This is a genomic window from Oleiphilus sp. HI0123 (assembly GCF_001635315.1).
Map to the genome: position 1 here is coordinate 1 of NZ_LWGE01000452.1, position 20,354 is coordinate 20,354.

At 45.4% G+C, this 20,354-nt stretch carries 11 protein-coding genes; 6 read left to right on the top strand and 5 right to left on the bottom strand.

The genetic code is table 11. The annotated features are described in order from the left end of the window. Positions 1–982, top strand: a 982-nt coding sequence (locus A3761_RS04285; RefSeq protein WP_068749882.1) for an argininosuccinate synthase, incomplete at its 5' end; no start/stop codon positions are given. A 106-nt stretch (positions 983–1,088) separates the two neighbouring features. On the opposite strand, the gene A3761_RS04290 is transcribed toward A3761_RS04285, so the two are convergent. Then, a complete protein-coding gene (locus A3761_RS04290) occupies positions 1,089–1,994 on the bottom strand; it encodes a DUF2806 domain-containing protein (RefSeq protein WP_156490393.1) in 906 nt (301 codons plus the stop codon). 445 nt (positions 1,995–2,439) lie between these two features. Between A3761_RS04290 and recC the strand changes: the two genes are divergently transcribed. The 3 genes from recC (at position 2,440) to recD (ending at position 11,644) form a co-directional block, all read left to right on the top strand. Beyond that, positions 2,440–6,039, top strand: coding sequence for an exodeoxyribonuclease V subunit gamma (gene recC / locus A3761_RS04295; protein WP_068507846.1), 3,600 nt, complete (start codon positions 2,440–2,442; stop codon positions 6,037–6,039). Continuing rightward, positions 6,036–9,641, top strand: a complete 3,606-nt coding sequence (recB, locus tag A3761_RS04300) for an exodeoxyribonuclease V subunit beta (RefSeq protein WP_068749884.1) — start codon at positions 6,036–6,038, stop codon at positions 9,639–9,641. The genes recC and recB overlap by 4 nt, the downstream gene beginning before the upstream one ends. Next, positions 9,638–11,644: an exodeoxyribonuclease V subunit alpha gene (gene recD, locus A3761_RS04305; protein ID WP_068507843.1), complete on the top strand. Its 2,007-nt coding sequence runs from the start codon at positions 9,638–9,640 to the stop codon at positions 11,642–11,644. Before recB ends, recD begins: the two co-directional genes overlap by 4 nt. Positions 11,645–11,712: 68 nt before the next feature. On the opposite strand, the gene A3761_RS04310 is transcribed toward recD, so the two are convergent. The 4 genes from A3761_RS04310 to A3761_RS04325 all read right to left on the bottom strand — a co-directional run bounded on the left by A3761_RS04310 (position 11,713) and on the right by A3761_RS04325 (position 17,660). Continuing rightward, positions 11,713–12,666 (bottom strand): ketopantoate reductase family protein, encoded by a 954-nt coding sequence (locus tag A3761_RS04310; protein ID WP_156490266.1) that lies wholly within the window; start codon positions 12,664–12,666, stop codon positions 11,713–11,715. Between the two features lie 6 nt (positions 12,667–12,672). After that, a complete protein-coding gene (locus A3761_RS04315) occupies positions 12,673–15,525 on the bottom strand; it encodes a valine--tRNA ligase (RefSeq protein WP_068552996.1) in 2,853 nt (950 codons plus the stop codon). Positions 15,526–15,678: 153 nt separating this feature from the next. Next, positions 15,679–16,125, bottom strand: coding sequence for a DNA polymerase III subunit chi (locus tag A3761_RS04320; protein ID WP_068507836.1), 447 nt, complete (start codon positions 16,123–16,125; stop codon positions 15,679–15,681). Between the two features lie 47 nt (positions 16,126–16,172). Next, on the bottom strand, positions 16,173–17,660 hold the full coding sequence (locus A3761_RS04325; RefSeq protein ID WP_068507834.1) for a leucyl aminopeptidase: 1,488 nt from the start codon (positions 17,658–17,660) through the stop codon (positions 16,173–16,175). 207 nt (positions 17,661–17,867) lie between these two features. Here A3761_RS04325 and lptG point away from each other — a divergent pair, with 207 nt between their 5' ends. Further along, the gene (lptG, locus tag A3761_RS04330; RefSeq protein WP_068552995.1) at positions 17,868–18,929 is read left to right on the top strand and encodes an LPS export ABC transporter permease LptG; all 1,062 of its coding nucleotides are present in this window, start codon (positions 17,868–17,870) and stop codon (positions 18,927–18,929) included. A gap of 278 nt (positions 18,930–19,207) precedes the next feature. Continuing rightward, on the top strand, positions 19,208–20,354 hold a 1,147-nt coding region (locus A3761_RS04335), incomplete at its 3' end, for a DUF6160 family protein (protein WP_068641448.1).

Below are 20,354 nucleotides of genomic sequence, written 5' to 3' on the forward strand. Positions count from 1 at the left end.
CAGAGCAAATACTATTTATGAAGGCGAGTACCTGTTAGGTACGTCTATTGCTCGTCCTTTAATTGCCAAGCGAATGGTCGAAATTGCTAATGAAACAGGTGCTTGTGCTATCTCTCACGGTGCGACCGGTAAAGGTAATGACCAGATTCGTTTTGAGTTAGGTGCCTATGCACTTAAGCCGGGTGTTCAGGTCATTGCACCTTGGAGAGAATGGGATCTCAACTCTCGTGAAAGCTTGTTAGCCTATTGTGATACACACGGTATCGAAGTTGAAAAGAAGAAAGGTAAGTCTCCTTATTCTATGGATGCAAACTTGCTACATATTTCTTATGAAGGCGATATGCTAGAAGATCCTTGGAATGAGCCTGAAGAAGAAATGTGGCGTTGGTCTGTTTCTCCTGAGAACGCTCCAGATACACCGACTTATATCGAACTGACATATGAGAAAGGCGATATCACCGCGATCAATGGTGAAGCGATGAGCCCGGCAACCGTGCTTGAGACCTTGAATAAGGTCGGTGGTGATAATGGTGTCGGCCGTTTGGATATCGTTGAAAACCGCTATGTAGGTATGAAGTCTCGAGGCTGCTATGAAACGCCAGGGGGCACGATTATGCTTAAGGCTCACCGTGCGATTGAATCTTTGACTCTCGATAAAGAGTCTGCGCATTTGAAAGACAGTATTATGTCTAAGTATGCGGAGTTGGTTTATAACGGTTACTGGTGGTCCCCTGAGCGTAAAGCGCTTCAAGCCTTGATAGATGAAACACAGCATTATGTAAACGGTGTTGTTCGCGTTAAGCTTTATAAGGGTAACGTTGTGGTTGTCGGTCGTAAATCTGAAGAAACCTTGTTTGATGAGAGTATCGCTACATTTGAAGATGACGGTGGTTCATATGATCAGAAAGATGCTGAAGGTTTCATTAAATTGAATGCTCTACGTTTACGTATCGCTGCAGGTAAGGGGCGCGATCAGGGTTAAGCTCCTTTTCTCACCCATAAAAAAACCGACATTGATTGTCGGTTTTTTTGTTTCGGGCTTAGTTTAAGTACTTCACTAACTCTTTGATAATTTTGGAGCGTGCGATTTAACCGGCGATAGATTCTTTAAGGGTGCTGCTTTTGTTGCTATTAGCTGTTGCCGCTTCAATATCGATAAAGTCAGATAAGTATTCCCAGACGACTCTTCTTTGTAAGTTACTGCTTGGGATTGAGTCTAAGCCACCGATTATTTTGAGTAAGTCGCTACCTGTTTTGGTGAATGCCTGGGTATAGAAACCGACGCCTTGGCCGGGAGCGGTAAAGTCGTGGCTAACACTATGTCGCGTTTTACGGTAATAAAACTCGTAGCCAACTAGTAGCTCACTAGGGTCTCTTGCAATCATACCTGCATTGACGCAGTGTGATAGTAGGCGCAGCTCGGAAAATATATCATCTTCCTTCGTTAAGCTGTTGTTGGCGCGAAACACAAAAGGGTGACCGTTATGGCCGATAAAGGCATAGTTGGAAACCTTCTTAAAGGCAGTAATTTCCCAAGCGTCACAATGGTATAGAAAGTTCAGGCTACGCTTGGAGATTGAATGAGGTCGTTTTAGCTCACAAAGTAGAGCTCTGGCCCAGAGGCTTTGCATTGGGCTGCTACTAACATTCTGGGCGTAGTCAAAGAATATATTTGCCCAATCTGAATCTACGGATTTAGCCGTAACTTTTTGTCCTAGTAGACCGGAAGCAATTGCTAATATTGCTTCAATATTTGCTTGTCTTAGGGTTTCCTGGTGCCTGATTCGAGCATGAGTGCGCTCATTGAGGCTGGCAAAAGCAACATCGGTTTCAACATAGATCGGCTCGTCTGCTTCATCACTCGCCTTATCGCTGGCCAGGTCACGAACAACAGTGCCATTGGCGCGATAGTATCCGCCCATGGACTTGGTGCACAGTGCCACGAGTTTGGACCATGTTCCGATTTGTTTTTTCTTTCCTTTAGAACCGTGCAAGCTTTTGGCCCCTAACTGGACTCTGTTTAATTCGGTGAATAAAACATGCCAGGTGACGTTATATTTGTATGTTTTAAAAACTATTATTCTTGGATACTTTTATATCGCAGCAAGAAATATATTCATTTGTAATGTTGAAAACAAGCAATGCTTTTTGTTCACGGTTTAAATGTGACTCTGTTCAAAAAACACTCTCATGATACAAAAAAACAATGCAGGCGTCGACTTTATTTGTTAGCAAAAAATCCAATAATATCAATGAATAAGGACTTCCGCTCATGTCTTGAGAGCTTACATTAAGTTTGCCGATTAAGTTGATGACTCGTAGTTGAAATAAGCGCGAAAAGCAGGTGAAAGTCCTGATGATTTCAGTTAACGTATCAACGATAATAAAGAAATAGCGCTAGCTCTTCGCACGCAACTCTCAAATCTGACTGATTATTTAATGCTTAAATTTTACCCTTCGAATCGCACTGAAAACCTCGCTTTCATCATTGCTGAAATAATGAGACGAGAACCACTGAAAAAAATCTTTGATCAGGAAAAGGTGATTATTCAAAGTTTCGGTATGGGCACCTGGCTTCAGCAGCAAATATCTGAAGAATTGGGTATCTCTGCGATGGTTGAATGTAGCATGCCAGCGTCTTTTATTTGGAAATTGGCTGAAGCCTTATTACCGAAGCCTCTGCAAGTACAGGGCTTTGAGAAACAGAATTTAAGGTGGCAGCTTTTTGAACAATTGCCGAGTAAGCTTGCCCAGCCCGAATATCAGCGCTTACGGCGTTATGCCAAGAGCTTATCACCAAACACTGATGAGGGGAGTGCTGAGCCTGCGCTGGGTAACGCTGGCGATGAAGCGCTATCCCAGTCTTTAGTGTTTGATATGGCGAGTGTCATAGCCGACGTTTTTGATGGCTATCAAAACTACCGCCCAGAATGGTTGCAAGCATGGGAGCAAGGCAAGCCGATAAAGAGCCTTGCTAGCGGCCTGGATTCCAAAGACTACAGTAGTCCTCAATTTACCGAATTGGAAGCTTGGCAGGCTGACTTGTGGTGTAGCGTTTATCCTGACTTGCCCTTGGCGCAACGACAGCATCGTTCCAGTCTGCTGACCAGGCTGGAGTCCTGTATTAGAGCGCTACCTAAAGGGGCGGAACTTCAGTTACCCGAACGAATCTTCGTATTTGGCCTGTCAGCCTTGCCTCCTAGAATGCTGGCTGTTATCAAAGCTTTAGCTGAACACATTGATATACACGTTGTGGTGAATAACCCTTGTCGCTACTACTGGGGTGATGTGATGAGTGAGTATCAGCAGCTCCTGCTTAATCAGTCATTGCTTGCGCGGGGCGTCAGTGCTGAAACGGTAGCGGAAAACTTTATTGAGCATAACACCTTGCTCGCGTCATGGGGAAAGCTTGGTCGCGATTATATGTCGCTATTGATGCAAGAAGAAATTTTCGCTGATCTAGCCACCGAGCTTTACGATGATCTTGGTGATGAAGATAATTCAGCGCTGAATTTAATTCAGTCAGATATCTTGAACCTGCAGAACCAGCACCATTGTGTGAATCCTGACGATAAGTCGATACGCTTCGCAAGTTGCCATAACCACTTAAGAGAGGTTGAGGCTCTCCACGACTACTTATTAAATACGCTTGATGCAAACCCCGGCTTAAATGCTCGCGATATTATTGTGATGGTGCCCGATATAGAAGACTATGCCGCCTATATTGAGGCAGTTTTTTCACGCCTTGTTTATGATCGCCATGGGCAAACGCATAGCCTGCCCTATGTTATTGCCGATCAGGCTTTGAATCGGCATCAACCCTTATTGGAATGTATTGGCAATCTATTGATACTCGAGTCAAGTCGGATGACGGCTGCCGAGCTATTAGATTGCTTGGACTTTCCCGCAATCAGGCAGCGATTTTCCATTGATGAAGATGAGCTGCTTAGTATTCATCACTGGGTCAAGGTCTTGAATGTTCGTTGGGGGCTTTCTGAGACGCATCGTAACAAGATATTAAATATAGAAGACGCAGGTGGCGAGACAACCTGGCTCGCAGCGCTTAAACGCCTGCTAAGCGCCTATATTCTCGGGCCTGTTCCTGTCGCCAGTTTTGCGGGTGAACAAGTGATACCGGAAGAGGTGTTCGGCTCAGATCAGCAGGTATTGGTGGGTAAGTTTGTTCGCTTTATTGACGTTGTTGAGCAAACGCTCTCAATGCAAGCGGGTGAAAAACATCCCCTTGATGCTTTGGCTACGATAGCAGATGTCTGGCGTTTATGGCTTGATCAGGATACCTTGCACGAAAGTGTTACTCAGGCAATGGCAAAGGCGCTAGAAGCCTTAAGTGATGAGTTTAGAGTTACTGGCTATGAAAAAGCTTTGCCATTTTCCATCGTTGCCCAGCAAGTGAAGCAAGTGTTGGAAGAAGAGCAGGTTTCGCAACGATTTCTTTCTGGCCGTATTAATTTTTGTACTTTGATGCCAATGCGCAGCGTACCGTTTTCATTAGTGTGTTTATTGGGTTTGAATGAAGGAAAGTATCCAAGGCCTGAAAACAAACCAAGCTTTGACTTAATGGCACGGTCTCCGGGGCGAGTTGGCGACCGCTCACGACGTGATGATGACCGCTACCTGTTTCTGGAGGCTTTGCTGAGTGCCAGGAATTATCTGTATATCAGCTATACGGGTCGCAATATTAGCGATAATTCTATTCGCTACCCCTCTGTACTAGTGAGTGAGCTACAGGATTATTGCCGCACGTATTTTAAAATAGAGAACGAAGCAGATGCCGATGTAGTGGAGTTGTGGACCAAGCAGCACCGCCTGCAAGCTTTTCACTCCGACTATTATTCTGAAAAAGTTTCTGAATCGCACAGTGAAAAAATACTAGACAAAAGCTACAACATGGACTGGATGACACTGTTTTCGCCAAAGCAGGAAGACCTTTCCAGAGGCTTGGAACTTGAGTCTAGAGAAGAGGATGAAACAAATGCCAATGTTCTGGAAATAGACGCGCCTCCATTACATCAGTTCGATATGTTTGCTGAGCCTCAAAGTGATCAACTCGTCGAAGACGATGAAACAGAAATACAGATCCAAAGTCTGTCTTTGGAAGAATTGCTTAGCGCCTTGTCTTCACCTCTTAAGTACTACTATCAGAAAATACTTGGTTTGAAGGTTAGCAAACTGCCAGATGATCTGGAAGAAAGTGAAGCCTTTGCATTGGACCGTTTGGATATCTATGCACTAAAGGGTGATATCTTAAGAACTGTCGTCAAGGACATGCATAAGGAAGTCGATTCTGACACGCTTACACAAGCGTGTTTTGATCAGTGGCGCTTATCAGGGAGGCTGCCAAAAGCACCTTTAGATGAAACTTACTTTGCTCAAGCGAAGGATGAACTTGTCGATTTATCTACCTATATTGAGCGAGCTTTAGCGAAAGAAGCGTCAACTTTGGTTATCGACTTCCAGCTTTCTGGTAAGCGCATAGTTGGTTCACTAGTCCTACTGGATAGCGCTGTTTGCGAGTTTAGTTTGAGCCGGAGTTCGCCAGCGTTGTTCTTTTCTAGCTGGGTAAAACATGTTGTGGTCAACTATCTATTTCACCATCAAGTTGCACCGGGTCACGAGACGGGACTTGAGCTAAAAACCGAGTCAAGGTTGATTAATGCAGAGCAAGTAACGATCTTTCCTGAATTGAGTGCTGCTGACGCAAAATCTTATATGGAGGGTTTGCTAGAGCTCTTTACGCTAACAGGGCAAGAAGCACTGCCATTCCTACCGAAGACTGCCTTTAGTTGGATATTTGAAGGCGAGTCAAAAGCGAGAAAAATATTTGAAGGTAACAAACAGGGCTACAACGCGCGTGAAGGTGAAATGGATGACCCTTATTGGCAGCGCTATTGCCTTTATACTGATCACGCCGAGGTTCGAGTTTTACCTGATATAGAGTCGCAGCGACTTGTTAAGCAAGTTGCTGCCTATAAAGAAGAGTTTATTTTCACCGACTTGCAAGGGGAGGTTCTAAAATGAAAACGCTAGACCTCTGTCAGTTCCCGCTTGATTCATTGTCACTAATTGAAGCGAGCGCAGGAACCGGGAAAACCTATGCGGTCGCCAATCTCTACTTACGTTATTTGCTAGAACAAAAGCTCGGGGTAGATGAAATTCTGGTAGTGACCTTTACCGAGGCAGCAACGCAAGAGCTTCGTGATCGAGTCCGTGCACGAATTCAGGAGCTTTCCCAGGTATTAAATGGTGAACCTAGTGACGATGAGGTGCTGAATTATTTGTACCAACAATCATCGGATATTGAGGCAGATAAACTTCGTTTAAGAATCGCAGAACGTCAAATAGACCAATCTGAAATCCATACAATTCATGGTTTCTGTCAGCAGCTTCTGGCGCGTCATGCATTAGATTTAAATGTCGCTTTTACGCAAAACCTGATGGAAGACACCAAGCCTCTGTTGCTGCGGGTCTGTGAGGATTACTGGCGCCAGGAAGTCTTTGCTCTACCACAAGAGTTGTTACTAGAGGTCTATAGTAACTGGGCGACGCCTGCAGAACTTATGTCGTCTCTTGAACCTTTGATTAATAGACGACCAGATGTATTCACACCAGCTGTACTTGAGGGTGGTCTTTCAGCCTGGGAGCAGCATTACCATGCCACAATTGATTGGTATCAAACACTTCGCTCACGAACCTTAGATAGCATCGATGAAGTACAGAAACTTGTCGCTGAATCAATGCTAAAAGGCGTGAACCATAAGAATAAATGGCTCACTTTGATTCGCGAATGGTGCGAAGCCGAGTTCACAAGTTTCGACTTTCCTAAAGCCAGTAAACGTAAGAATCTGTTTGAAGTCTTTACTCCAGGGTATTTAAGCCAAGACGTGAAGAAGGGTGGAGTGCCTCCAGAGCATGCCTACTTCAATTTTGTAGAAGCGCACCTGAGAAAACTTCCAGTTGGCTCACGCGAAGTGTTCTTGGTGCAAAGCTTCCAGGAGATCAGTAAACGGTTCAATGAAGAGAAAGAACGGCAACAAGCTGTCAGTTTTGATGACCTGATATTGAACGTAGCGAATGCTTTGTCTGACGAAGATACACGTAATATATTAATTAATACGGTGCGCGAGCGCTTTTCAGTAGCGTTGATTGATGAATTTCAAGATACCGATCGTGAGCAATACCATATCTTTTCGAGTATTTTCTCGTCAAGCATTGAGTCTCGCAAAGATGCCTCGATGGTGCTTATTGGTGACCCTAAGCAAGCAATCTATGCTTTTCGAGGCGGGGATATCGCCACCTACCTCAGAGCTAAGCAGGATATTGACAAACACCCGCGTGGCCACCAGTTCACAATGGATACCAATTGGCGTTCTTCGCCTGAGATGGTCACAGCAGTAAATCAGGTATTCCAGCGCGAATCGAATCCATTTATCGCAGAAGACATCCCTTTTAACGCTGTAAACGCGGCGAAGAGTACACCCGAGCACTTGCGTGGTCAGCCTGCGTTTTGCATCACTCAAGTAAGACCTGAAGGACGTGATATAAAAGCGATGACCTCCATACTTGCCGATCATTGCGTCCAACAAATTCTTGCATTGCTGACTGAAGGAAAGGCCGCTTACTCAGACATTGCCGTATTAGTTCGTTCAGGAAAAGAGGCCGAGCTAGTTAAGCAACGCCTTGCACGCTATGGCTTAAGTGCAAGCTACGAAGGCAAGAGCAATATTTACGATAGTGAAGAAGCGCAGGCCATTTATCGCTTGCTTGCAGCGATAGCAGAGCCGGGTGATGAGTATCTGCTAATGAGCTGTCTGTCTGAATTATTCTTTTGCATCGACGACGAACGCCTCTTGGATATTCGAAATAACGATAGTGTTTTGGAGTATTATCTCGAACTGTTTAATGACTTGCATAAATGTTGGAATCGCCATGGANTCTTAGCCGCGATACGTGACGCTATGAGTCGCTTGGGTGTCTATGCATCTTGGCACCAGGATGCCTCACAGTTCCAGGACTGGGAAAGACGCCTTAGTAATGTTAATCAGCTAGCGGAGTTATTACAAAGTCAGGCGCAAGTCACACGTGGTCACTTTGCGCTACTGCGTTGGTTTCGTCAGAATATTTCAGCGTCGGTACTGGCTGATGATGAGAGTCGTCTACGTCTTGAAAGTGATGAACAGCTAATTCGTATCGTCACGATTCACAAAAGTAAGGGCTTAGAGTATCCCTATGTCTTTCTACCGTTTGTATTCACAGGCCGTGGTGCTGATATGGCGTGGTTTTATGATCAGAGCGGCAAGTTAAACCTCGACTTACTCAAGCAAGAGTCAAATGTCAGTTTGGTGGACCGAGAGCGGCTGGCTGAAGATATCCGCTTATTATATGTCGCACTGACACGAGCAAAATATCAATGCTTCCTTGGTACCTACTTTTATAAAGGCGCGGGCGTACTTAGTTTGGGGGTAGCGAAAACTGCCTGGGCTTATCTGCTTGACCGTGAAGCAATACTTGAAGGTTTGGACGAGGATAACTACCGTTCGGCTTTAGAGGGTTTGGCTGCACAATCAAATGGTGTCATTCAATTTAACTTACTCGACGAAGATGATTTAAGCGAGAGCCTAAAGCAACATCGTTTTGCGCACTTTAAATCAGAACAGGGTCGTGACAAGGGTCGGCAAGAGGCGATTGCTTGTGAACTGCTAGATAGAGGGTTGAGTAGCCAATGGCGAGTTCAAAGCTTTACCGGGCTAATGCAGGAAAGCCATGCGCGTCAGCATATTACGACATCACCAGGCTCCAATAGTCGCACGCCGTCGAAAGAGCCCGTAGCGGAAAGCGAAGAGCGAGAGTTAAGCATTTTTGACTTTCCCCGAGGTAGTAAGGCGGGTACTTTTTTACATACCTTGTTTGAAAGTATTGAATTCGAAACGGCTCAGCCGCTCACCAAACTACGCTCAGATGGCCAGCCTCTGAGCCTACGAGACATGATTGCAGAAAAACTGTCATTAAGTCGCCTTGTTGATGAAGGCGCTTTGCCTTTTTGGTCTGCCTATTTAAGCGAGTGGTTAAAAAATATTCTAGATGCCAAGCTAAGCGACAACTTTTCCTTATCGCAATTGCCACTAAGTGACTTTCAAGCAGAAATGGAGTTTTACTTTAAAGTTCAGCGCTGCCAAATCGGGCGTATTAATGAATTGCTTCAGTCGTACGCGTCGACCGTTCCAACACTTGAGTTTGCTTCATTTGAAGGGCACTTAAAAGGCGCCATTGACTTGGTTTTCGTCAAAGAAGGGCAGTACTTTCTGCTAGATTACAAATCGAATTACCTAGGCGATCAACTTGAAGATTATACGCACGACAAACTTTCTGAAGCGATGCTTGATCACCGCTATGACTTACAGTACCTCATCTATAGTCTTGCCTTACATCGCTATCTAAAAGCACGCTTGGGAGCTGCTTATCGTTATGAACGAGATTTTGGTGGTGTATATTATCTCTATCTTCGTGGTATGCCACTTAACTCTGATGGGAACGAGTTGGGCGCATCGCAAACGGGTGTCTATTTCATCAAACCTGAAGCGGCTTTGATAGAAGCACTCGACCTGCATTTGGAGGGCGCATGAGTTTAATTAAAACGCCTGTACTGAAAAACCTTGCTCAGCAGGTCGAGGCACAAAATACTGCATATCGCTGGCTTGATCTTTACGCCGCAGAGTTTGTGGTTAAAGGTTTGTTAGAAGAAGAGCGACAGCATGCCAGCAGCTTAGCGCTTTTAATCTGTGAACTGTCCTACGCGACGAGTAAGGGGCAAATCTGTATTGCCTTGTCAGCTCATAAGATAGGACTTGATCACGACTTCAAAGCTAGCTTATTGCAGCTCTCCGTCGTCGATGACTTCTCACAAGCGAGAGCTCATAAGAGGCTGCATGCAAAACAGAGTGTCAAGCCCTTGGTTGTTTCGGGTGATAAGCTGTATTTGACTCGTTATTGGAATCTACAGTGTGAATTCGAAGCTTGGTTAGCGAAAAGGGTGAGCAGTGAAAGCCTGAGTGACGAAGCACTCAGCGAGTCTCAGTTGGATCGTTTGAGTCAGTGTTTAAAAAGCATGTTTGCATTAAATGGTGTGGACTCAGACGAGAAACCAGACTGGCAAGCCGTTGCAGCTGCACATGCTTTGCTGCAAAAAACAACTTTGATTGCTGGGGGACCCGGTACCGGAAAAACCACCACAGCAGCAAGCCTGTTGCACTTGGTCGATCAATCATTCAGGCTACGTTTGGGCCGACCAGCAAAAGTAAGGTTGCTCGCCCCGACAGGAAAGGCTGCCGTTCGTCTAGCGGACTCAATCGCCTTCCAACTTAAGCGAATCGAAACTGAGCAGGCTGTGCTAGAAGGCTCAGATATGCTTCCACTTAGCGCGTGTTTGCCTGCTAATGGTGAGACGATACACCGTTTCTTAATCGACCATAAAGCTTTACCTTCGCAACACTCTTATTCAGAAAAACTTAACGCAGAGAGCCTCTTTTCGGGGCGGAGTGAAATTGCACTTACTGAAGCTGATATCTTAATTGTTGATGAGTCATCAATGATCGACTTGGCTTTAATGCATGCGTTAATCAAAACCGTGCCTGACACCACACAAGTGATCTTTATGGGTGACCCTTATCAGCTGCCACCCGTGGAGCCGGGCGAGGTATTCTCAGAGACGGTTAGGCGTTTTGAGGATATGTCTTATAGTAGCGAATTTGCCGATCGTCTGGCAAGTCTGACTGGCTATGAGTCAGGAGTCTTTCTAACTCCAGCTGTCGACAAAAAAGTAGCGAGTGAAGGCATTAATCAAGCGCTTTGCTATTTGAGAAAGACCTACCGCTTTGGTGGAGAACTTAAGCGCGCTGCCGAGCAAATTAATGCCGGTAATTTTATCGGTTTTCAAAATGACTTTTGCATTAGTCGCCACTTAGATAGCAATAACAAGCAGGTACGATGGTTCGACTATCAAGAGGGTGAAAACCAAGCTGAAATGAATGCTCAGCAAGTTCATCACTCAATCACGGCAGCCTATCAAAGCTATTTTGAGGCGGTGCAGAAGCAAGCAGATATCGCAGCATTGAATAGTGCCTTTGCTGACTTCCAATTGCTATGTTCGACTCATGAGGGCGAGCAGGGTGTGATCGCTATGAATAATTATATTGAACGAAGTTTGCTGGCGATGCTACCGGGGCACTATTCCGCCAATGTTGATACCGGATCTTTCCTGTATCATGGTAAGGCCATTCTTATTACTAAAAATCACGCAGACTTGGGTGTTTTTAATGGTGATATTGGCTTTGTCGTTGCTCGTAATCATGAGCCGGGTAGTACGGGAAAGTTTCAGGTGGAGGTGCCGCAAGGCTCGGGCGAGAGCATTATCGTATCACCGAAAAGGCTCAAAGCCTGGCAACCTGCTTACGCGATGACGGTGCACAAAAGTCAGGGCTCAGAGTACCAGCGTGTCGGGATTCTTCTTGCTGATTACGCTAAAGAACTTTTATCGCGTTCGCTATTATATACCGGTCTTACGCGGGCTAAACAGCGTTGTGATATATGGGCCGATACGCAGGCTCTGGAAAAAGCTTTTTTGGAGTGAATACTCAGCTAAAGTCTTAGGGTGTTATCTTTCCTCTGTGCAGCGAAGCGCTCTGTGACCTCGGTGGTTCAATGTGTAGGCAGAGCCTTAACCTTGCTCGCCAAATAACTATTCACTTCGCTACTTAAGGTATGCTGAGCCAAAAACCGGGCTGCAAAGCCATTGATATCATCAATTTCAGTGCGTTTACCCGCGCGAATATCTTGTAGCATAGAGGAGATATTTGTGCTGGTTTTTTGCATCACATCGAAAACCAGCGTTTCGATTTCATCACCGGAAAGAGGGTAGCTTGCTGTGTTTAGCAGCTCGCTAAGTTCTAGCTTCAGTATTGGCCAACCTTCAATAAAACGTCGTGATGTCCGTACTTGGCCATTCGGGCAATTTAGTAGCGCTGTATAGGGATTAATAGCGCAATTGATCACGAGCTTGTGCCACAAAGCCTGCCATATGTCCTTTTCGTATTGGAGTGTTAGCGTCTTGTCTAATGCGGGTGGCTGAAGGTAATTAAGTAGCGCTCGGGCAGCATCGTTAGATTCTGCAGCTTTGTTTAAGGGGCCGACGCGCGTAAGGCCGGAGCCTGCATGGACAATTTGATTTGAAGAAACCCGATTAGCGCCTTCAGTCGTGACGGCGGCGAAAATAGGGTTATCAGGAAAGGCTTCTAGAATGTCGTATTGGCTACCCAGGCCATTTTGGAATAACACTAATAGGGTTTTATCTGTGATGGCTTCACCAAGCTTTTTAAGGCCGGGAAGGGCATCGAAGCTTTTGGTGCACACAAGTAGGCAATCGATTGTTTGCGGTGTTTGTTCTAGCCTAAAGCTTAGTTGGGTATTTTCTGGAATGTGAGCCAGGAAGGGGCTGCTAATAGAGAAGGAAAGTTCCTTGCGCATAGACAGGTTTGAGTATGCTCGCTTATCAATAAAGCTAACATGCGGGCCAGAGGCCCCTGAAAATCCGCAGTGCAGATGAGCTGCCCAAAGACAGCCCATTGCACCGGCACCCATTATGTGTAGCTTCAAGGCCAATTACATGGCCTTGATTTTTTCGAGCTGTTCAGCCAGCTTGGCTTGGCTACTTTGCGCGTCTTCCAGCTTAGCCTGCTCTTTCTCTACAACGTCTTTTGGCGCATTGCTTACGAACTTCTCATTGTTCAGTTTGCCAGAAAGGCGCTTAATTTCTTTCTCCGCCTTATCGATTTCTTTATTGAGTCGAGCTATCTCGGCATCAAGGTTGATCAAACCGGCCATTGGTACCAAGACTTCCATAGAGCCGACTAACTGAGTTGAACTCATAGGCGCTTCTTCGTCATTTAACCAGCTCATTGACTCGAGCTTGGCGAGTGACTTAACAAAGCCTTCGTTTTCCTGGAAGCGGCGCTGATCTTCATTATTGCCGTTACGCAGTAGAACGGGAATTGCCTTGGCAGGAGAGATATCCATCTCACCACGAATGTTTCGTATTGCGACGATGACACCTTTTAGCCACTCAACGTCACCCAGTGCTTTTTCATCGACTTTCGACTCATCTGCTTCAGGGTAAGGCTGAGTCATAATGGTTGCGCCAGACTGACCGGCCAAGGGAGCAACACGCTGCCAGATTTCCTCTGTGATATAAGGGATAAAGGGGTGAGCCATTCTTAGTACAGCTTCAAGTACTCGTACCAGTGTGCGGCGTGTGCCACGCTTAAGCGCTTCGTCGCTGTCGTCACTGTTTAGAATCGGCTTGGAAAGCTCCAGGTACCAATCACAATACTCATTCCAGATGAAGTCATACAAAGTGTGTGAGGCCATATCTAGACGGAACTCACCAATAGATTTTTCAATGGATGCTTCGGTTTGCTGAAGGCGCGAGATGATCCATTTGTCAGCTAAAGATAATTGATAATCGTCAGAATTCTGAGCACAGTCCTGATCTTCAGTATTCATGAGCACATAACGTGCAGCGTTCCAGATCTTGTTACAGAAGTTTCTGTAGCCTTCTAGGCGTTTCATGTCCCAGTTGATATCACGACCCGTCGAAGCCAGTGAGAATAGGGTAAAACGAAGTGCATCGGTCCCGTGTGCAGAGATACCGTCTTCAAAGGTCTTGCGCGTGCGCTTCTCAATTTTTTGAGCAAGCTGGGGCTGCATCATATTACCGCAGCGTTTTTCAACCAGAGATTCAAGGTCGATGCCGTCAATCATATCGAGCGGGTCGAGTACGTTACCCTTCGACTTGGACATTTTGTCACCATGCTCGTCTCGAATAAGGCCTGTTACGTATACATATTTGAACGGAACCTGGGCTTTACCGTTTTCATCTTTCATAAAGTGCATGGTCATCATGATCATGCGGGCAACCCAGAAGAAAATAATATCGAAGCCCGTTACCAAAACATCTGTTGGGTGGAAGGTCTTCAACCTTTCCGTTGCTTCTGGCCAACCTAGTGTGCCGAAAGTCCAGAGTGCTGAAGAGAACCAGGTGTCGAGAACGTCTTCGTCTTGAGACAGTTCAACTGAAGCATCAATATTGTTTTCAGTACGTACTTCTTCTTCAGTGCGGCCAACGTAAACATTACCTTCAGCATCGTACCAAGCCGGGATTCTGTGTCCCCACCAAAGCTGGCGAGAGATACACCAGTCCTGAATGTCGCGCATCCAGGAAAAGTACATGTTTTCGTATTGCTTGGGAACAAACTGAATCTCGCCATCTTCAACTGCCTGTATTGCAGGTTCAGCTAGCGGGCCTGCACGAACGAACCACTGGTCTGTAAGAAGTGGTTCGATGACAACACCTGAGCGGTCGCCGTAGGGTGCAACCAAATTGTGATCATCAATACTTTCTAATAAGCCAAGCTCTTCAAATTTTGCAATGATGGCTTTACGCGCTTCAAATCGATCCAAGCCAGCAAATTCTGCGGGTAGGGCTGTATCGAAAGCATCTGAAGCTTGGCCTTCAGTGTCGTAAACTTCTGCTTCTTTAAGGATGGCAGCATCAATATCGAAGATATTGATCATCGCTAGGCCGCAGCGCTTACCCACTAGATTATCGTTAAAGTCGTGCGCAGGTGTTATTTTTACACAACCAGTGCCTTTTTCCATGTCGGCATGATCATCACCCACAATCGGGATCAAACGACCAACAAGAGGCAATTCTACAAACTTACCGATCAGGTCTTTGTAACGTGGATCTTCAGGGTTGACTGCAACGCCTGTATCACCCAGCATGGTTTCGGGGCGAGTGGTTGCGACGACTAAGTAGTTTTTACCTTCAGAGGTTTTTTCACCATTGGCTAGTGGATAGCGAAGGTTCCACATATTGCCTTTTTTGTCTTTGTTCTCGACTTCCAGGTCTGAAATAGCCGTGTGAAGCTTAGGATCCCAGTTTACCAAACGCTTGCCGCGATAGATTAAGTCATCTTTGTATAAACGAACAAATACTTCCTGAACGGCTTTGTAAAAGCCATCGTCCATCGTGAAGCGTTCATGGTCCCAATCGACAGAAGCACCTAAACGACGAAGCTGACGGGTAATTGTGCCACCGGACTCTTCTTTCCAATCCCAGATTTTATCGAGAAAGGCTTCACGTCCGAGGTCATGGCGAGTTTTGCCTTCTTCAGCAGCAAGCTTGCGCTCAACAACCATTTGAGTTGCGATACCCGCGTGGTCGGTACCGACCTGCCATAAAGTGTTATGACCTTTCATGCGGTGATAGCGGGTTAGGGCATCCATAATAGAGTCCTGGAAGGCATGTCCCATATGCAAGCTACCGGTGACATTCGGTGGCGGAATCATAATGGTGTAGGGCTGGCCTTCATTTGAAGGCTTGAAGTAGCCGCTTTCTTCCCAGGTTTTATACCAAGACTGTTCTATTTCGCTAGGTTGGTAGGTCTTATCCATAATCGTTGATGCTTACTCGTTAAAAATGGCTAGAGGTCGAGTGCCTGACTTTCGCTTGGCATACGATAAAAAATGGCCGACATTATACATGGCGTGAGCGAGCTGAAGCTAGGGACTTGCTTAATATAGTTGCTTAAAAAAGCAAAGACTTCCCTAAGCTTTCCGTAGATCGTGGATATGAACCTCATGGCCAAGGCTCTTTAGTTGCTTGTATAAGGTACGTGCGTCCTGAATTTCGATTTCAATATTCGGAATGATTAAGCACAAACGGCTGAAATCTTCCAAGCGCTCGGGTAACTGCTTTCGTAGGAGGATGAGCAAAGAATCGTCTTTTTGAAGTGATGACTTTAATGGTTTGTCATCGATGATGACTGGCGCGGTTTTGCTTTCTGACTCATTTTGACCGAGACTATGAGGAATAAAGCTTTCGAGTTTGAAAGTCCATAAAGCGCTGTTTAGTGCTTCGTTTTGAATAGCGTCCACAGTCTGAATATGAATTCGACTGTGTTGTTGCAGGGCTTTCTCCGTTAAACGGCAACAAAAAGCAATTTGCTCAGAAAAGTTGGCTTCATTTAAGAGGTATAGGTCTATTCTGGGCATGCTTTTGTTGTCGCTGTCGTAATTAACTCAATAGTCTTGCTAGATATTTAAGACGCTTTGCTTAACAGATAGTTCAGTAGCAAAGGAACCGGACGACCTGTTGCACCTTTGTCTTTTCCTCCTGATACCCAAGCTGTACCTGCGATATCCAAGTGAGCCCATTTGTATTCTTTGGTGAACCTAGACAAGAAGCATGCAGCGGTAATGCTGCCTGCGCCTTTGCCGCCAATATTTTGAATATCGGCAAAGGGGCTTTCGATCTGTTCCTGATACTCATCCCAAATGGGTAATTGCCACGCTTTATCGTTTACCTCTTTGCCTGACTGCAGAAGCTCATCGACCAGGGTGTCGTCATTGCCCATCACGGCAGAGGTGCTGTGCCCAAGCGCGATAATGCAAGCACCAGTAAGTGTCGCAATATCGATAACTGAGGCGGGCTTGTAGTTTTTGGCGTAGGTTAGGGCGTCACATAAAACTAGGCGGCCCTCTGCATCGGTGTTTAGAATTTCTACTGTTTGACCCGAAGCTGTTGTCACGATATCACCAGGTTTGGAGGCGTGTCCAGCCGGCATGTTTTCAGCCGCTGCAATGATGCAGACGATATTCATTTTGGGTTGTAGGTCGGCAATTGCAGTCATCGTACCGATAACGCTCGCGGCACCGCACATGTCATACTTCATTTCATCCATTTGCGGGCCAGGTTTTAAGCTAATTCCTCCGGTATCAAAGGTGATGCCTTTGCCGACTAACATATGTGGCGCATCGCCTTCTTTGCCACCTTTATACTCAAGGATAATCATTTTTCCTGGTTCTGAGCTACCTTTGGATACGGATAAAAATGCACCCATGTTTAGTGCTTCCATATCAGATTCTTCGAGTACTTTTACTTCAAAGTTATTACTTCTGCTTGCTAGCGCTAGTGCTTGCTCTGCTAGGTAAGCAGGTGTACAGACATTTCCGGGTAGGTTGCCAAGCGTTCTGGTTGTAGCCATGCCTCTCGCCTGAGCTTGAGCGATCACAGTTGCTTCGCTCAAGGCTTGTTGGTCTGCAGTGCAGCAGACGACACTGATGTTTTCCAATATGATGGCCGGAGATTTTTTGCTTTTGTACTGATCGAAAGTGTAATGCTGGTCAGAAATTGAGCGAACGAGACTGTTTGCGAGTTGTCTGGCGCTAATGTCTGTGCCATCTATAGTATTGTCCAAAAAGCAGTGTAAGGATTTTACTTTGGCGCTTTTCGCTTGACTTGCTAATGCGCTGAAGGCCTTGTTTAGGCTGCTTAGGTTTAACTTCTTTTTGTCTCCCATGCCCAAAAGAATAACGCTATTAGCGTGTTCGCTACGAAGGGGTAGGAAGAAGCTTTTTCCTGAATCACTATCAATGTCGAATTGCGATATGCTTTGGCTTAGTTGCCCATCAAGAAGTTTGTCGAGCGCTTTGCCTTGCTCACATAGTGTCTGATTTTCGTATAGGCCTATGCATAGGCTGTCTGCTTTTAGTGATGAAATCGCGGTATCGACAATATTGTAATTCATTTCTGTCTCTTATCGTATCGAAGGTCATTAGTGCTGAAGCACATAATGAGGTGGTTTGAAAACGTGTATCGTCATAGAATAGCAAGCCAAATGATGAACTGCATCGTTCTTCAGCAAATTTCTGATATTAGGGCATATTTTTGATTAACCATAAGGCACTTTTGAAAACGCTTTTTAGCAGATTATATATGGCGCTAGGGAACAATAATGAGAAGAATTAATCGTTACATTGTGCAAACAGTGGCGGCGTCCATGCTATTGGTTGCGGCGGTTGTTCTATCGTTAGATGTTTTGTTTGCGTTTATGGCGGAAGTGAATGATTTGAGTGAGCAGTACGGGATTATTGATGCCGCATTGTTCGTACTGACGACCCTGCCTCGACGAATATATGACTACTTGCCTTTGGTGGCGTTTATGGGGTGCTTGATAGGCTTGGGTGCAATTGCCAAAAATAGCGAGTTGGTGGTGATTCGTGCAGCGGGTGTATCGACCAGAAGGATTGTCTTTTTTGCGATGAAGCCTGCAATAGTTGTTGTGCTTATTGGTTTGTTTTTGGGGGAGTTTGTTGCTCCTGTAACGGAAGGTATAGCTCAGAGTCGTAGAGCGGTTCTCCAGGGGGCAGAGCAAAATGTTGCCAGTCATAGAGGGGTGTGGCATCGGGAGGGTAATACTTTTATGCACTTTAATGCCGTGCAATCAAACGGTGTGCTTCATGGTGTGTCGTTGCAGAGGTATGATGCTGATCATCAGCTTGAAAGTAGTGTGTTTGCGAAGCGTGCTATTTTTCAGCGTGGTACTTGGCAGTTAGAGTCTGTTATTGAAACAAGCTTTAAAGGGGCGCGCACTTACGTCAATCATTTCCCAACTAAAACTTGGCAAACAGACTTGTCTCCCTCGGTGCTTAGTGTGTTGGTTGTGTCATCCGACGACTTATCTATATCGGGTTTATATACTTATTCTCAATATCTTGAAGCTCAGGACTTAAACTCTGACGCTTATATGATGTCATTTTGGAAGAAAGCGTTTCAGCCAATTTCAACGGCAGTATTGGTCTTGGTGGCAATATCGTTCGTATTTGGGCCTCTTAGGTCTGTCACGATGGGGTTTAGGGTGTTTTCAGGGGTAGTGGTTGGACTGTTGTTCAAGTATGCACAAGACCTGTTAGGGCCGAGTGCAATTGTGTTTGGTTTTAATCCAATCTATGCGACTGTTATTCCTATTTCGGTATGTTTGGTAGCAGGGATATTCCTTTTGCGAAGGGCACGTTGAGCTGGAGTGAGAGCAGTGTCTCACACAGACTTTCCATGATTGAACCAGGTTGTTAATTCGCGTATTATTCAAGCAGCAACTAGACTGGATAAAATGCGTATGTAGTAGTCCTTGGGTCAAGGGTGGATTGTAGGACCTTGGCACAGGTTTGTGTATGCATGGATGCGGGCTGTATTTAAGAAAGAAAGGGGCGCCTAACGGTACAAAGTCTATATATCCCGATTGGACTAAAATAGAGCTGAAGGCCGGCACAATAAAAAAAGTAGGAGAATACAATAATGAAAGGCTTGAAGAGGTTGGCTTTGGTGACGGCAGTTTCTGCTTTGTCATCAAATGTGATGGCCGAAGTCCAAATGCTTGATGAAGATAGTCTACAAGACGTCACGGGTCAGGCAGGTCTTACTCTTGATGTAGAAAGTCAGTGGGAGATCGGAGAGTTCGCATATCACGATGCAGGCTATTTGTTGATTCAAGGTATCCGTATGGGTGGTAACTCGTTGGGTAATGGTACGGGCTCTGCAGGTACGATGCTTGACAACTTACGGCTTGAGATTGACATCGCCGGTGATGGTACCGACGGTGATAATGAGCTTGCATATGGTTTTTCCAATATGCGTGATATTGCTCAGATGTATGTAAATGATGGGAATACTGATACGACGTTTGTTAGTGTTGCAAACGGTATTGACTCAACTCGTGATAACGCTGTAATTGACGATAAGCGCACATATGGTGATGGTGATTTGGTAATCCATTTTGACTTTACTGATGGCTGGGCTTCAGAAGGCGGTATCGATCAGTATAGAGCTGACGGTAGATTTGGATTAGACGATTTTCATACTGCAGAGCTAGTCCTAGAGCATGCTGTCGACTTTCGTCTTGAAATCGATGCAATTGGCTTGGCAAGTTCAAGTTATGAGCTAGGTTCTGCTGGTCTAGATACTGATGGTCAGGGTCCCGACCAAGGTGCTGCTGGTACAACTACCTTGATTAGTCAATTAGGTATCCAGGGTTACTTAGGTCCTGATGACTTACATCTTGAGAACAATGGTAACGGCTTTGATGGATCTGGACCTCTAGGTGGTAATACGGGTAAGGCTGACTCCAAAATATACTGGGGTCGTTACTTTAAGATTACAGATCTGGATGTATATATTGATATTGCCGGTGTTCAGATTTCTGACATGGAAATTCACAATGAGCGTGGCGATTTGACAGGTTTGGATGGCACTTCATCATTTAGTTTTGCGCACTCTATTCGTGAAATCTATGCAGTTAAAGATGCTGTTTTAAATATAGATGGTCTGCTTGCTGGTAGTAATCCTTTTGTGGATGGTATTGCAATCAATACGCGCTTCAAGGGTGATATTGATATCCACTCTATCTCATTCGGCGATACTGGTGAGTCAATCGGTCAGTTGTTTA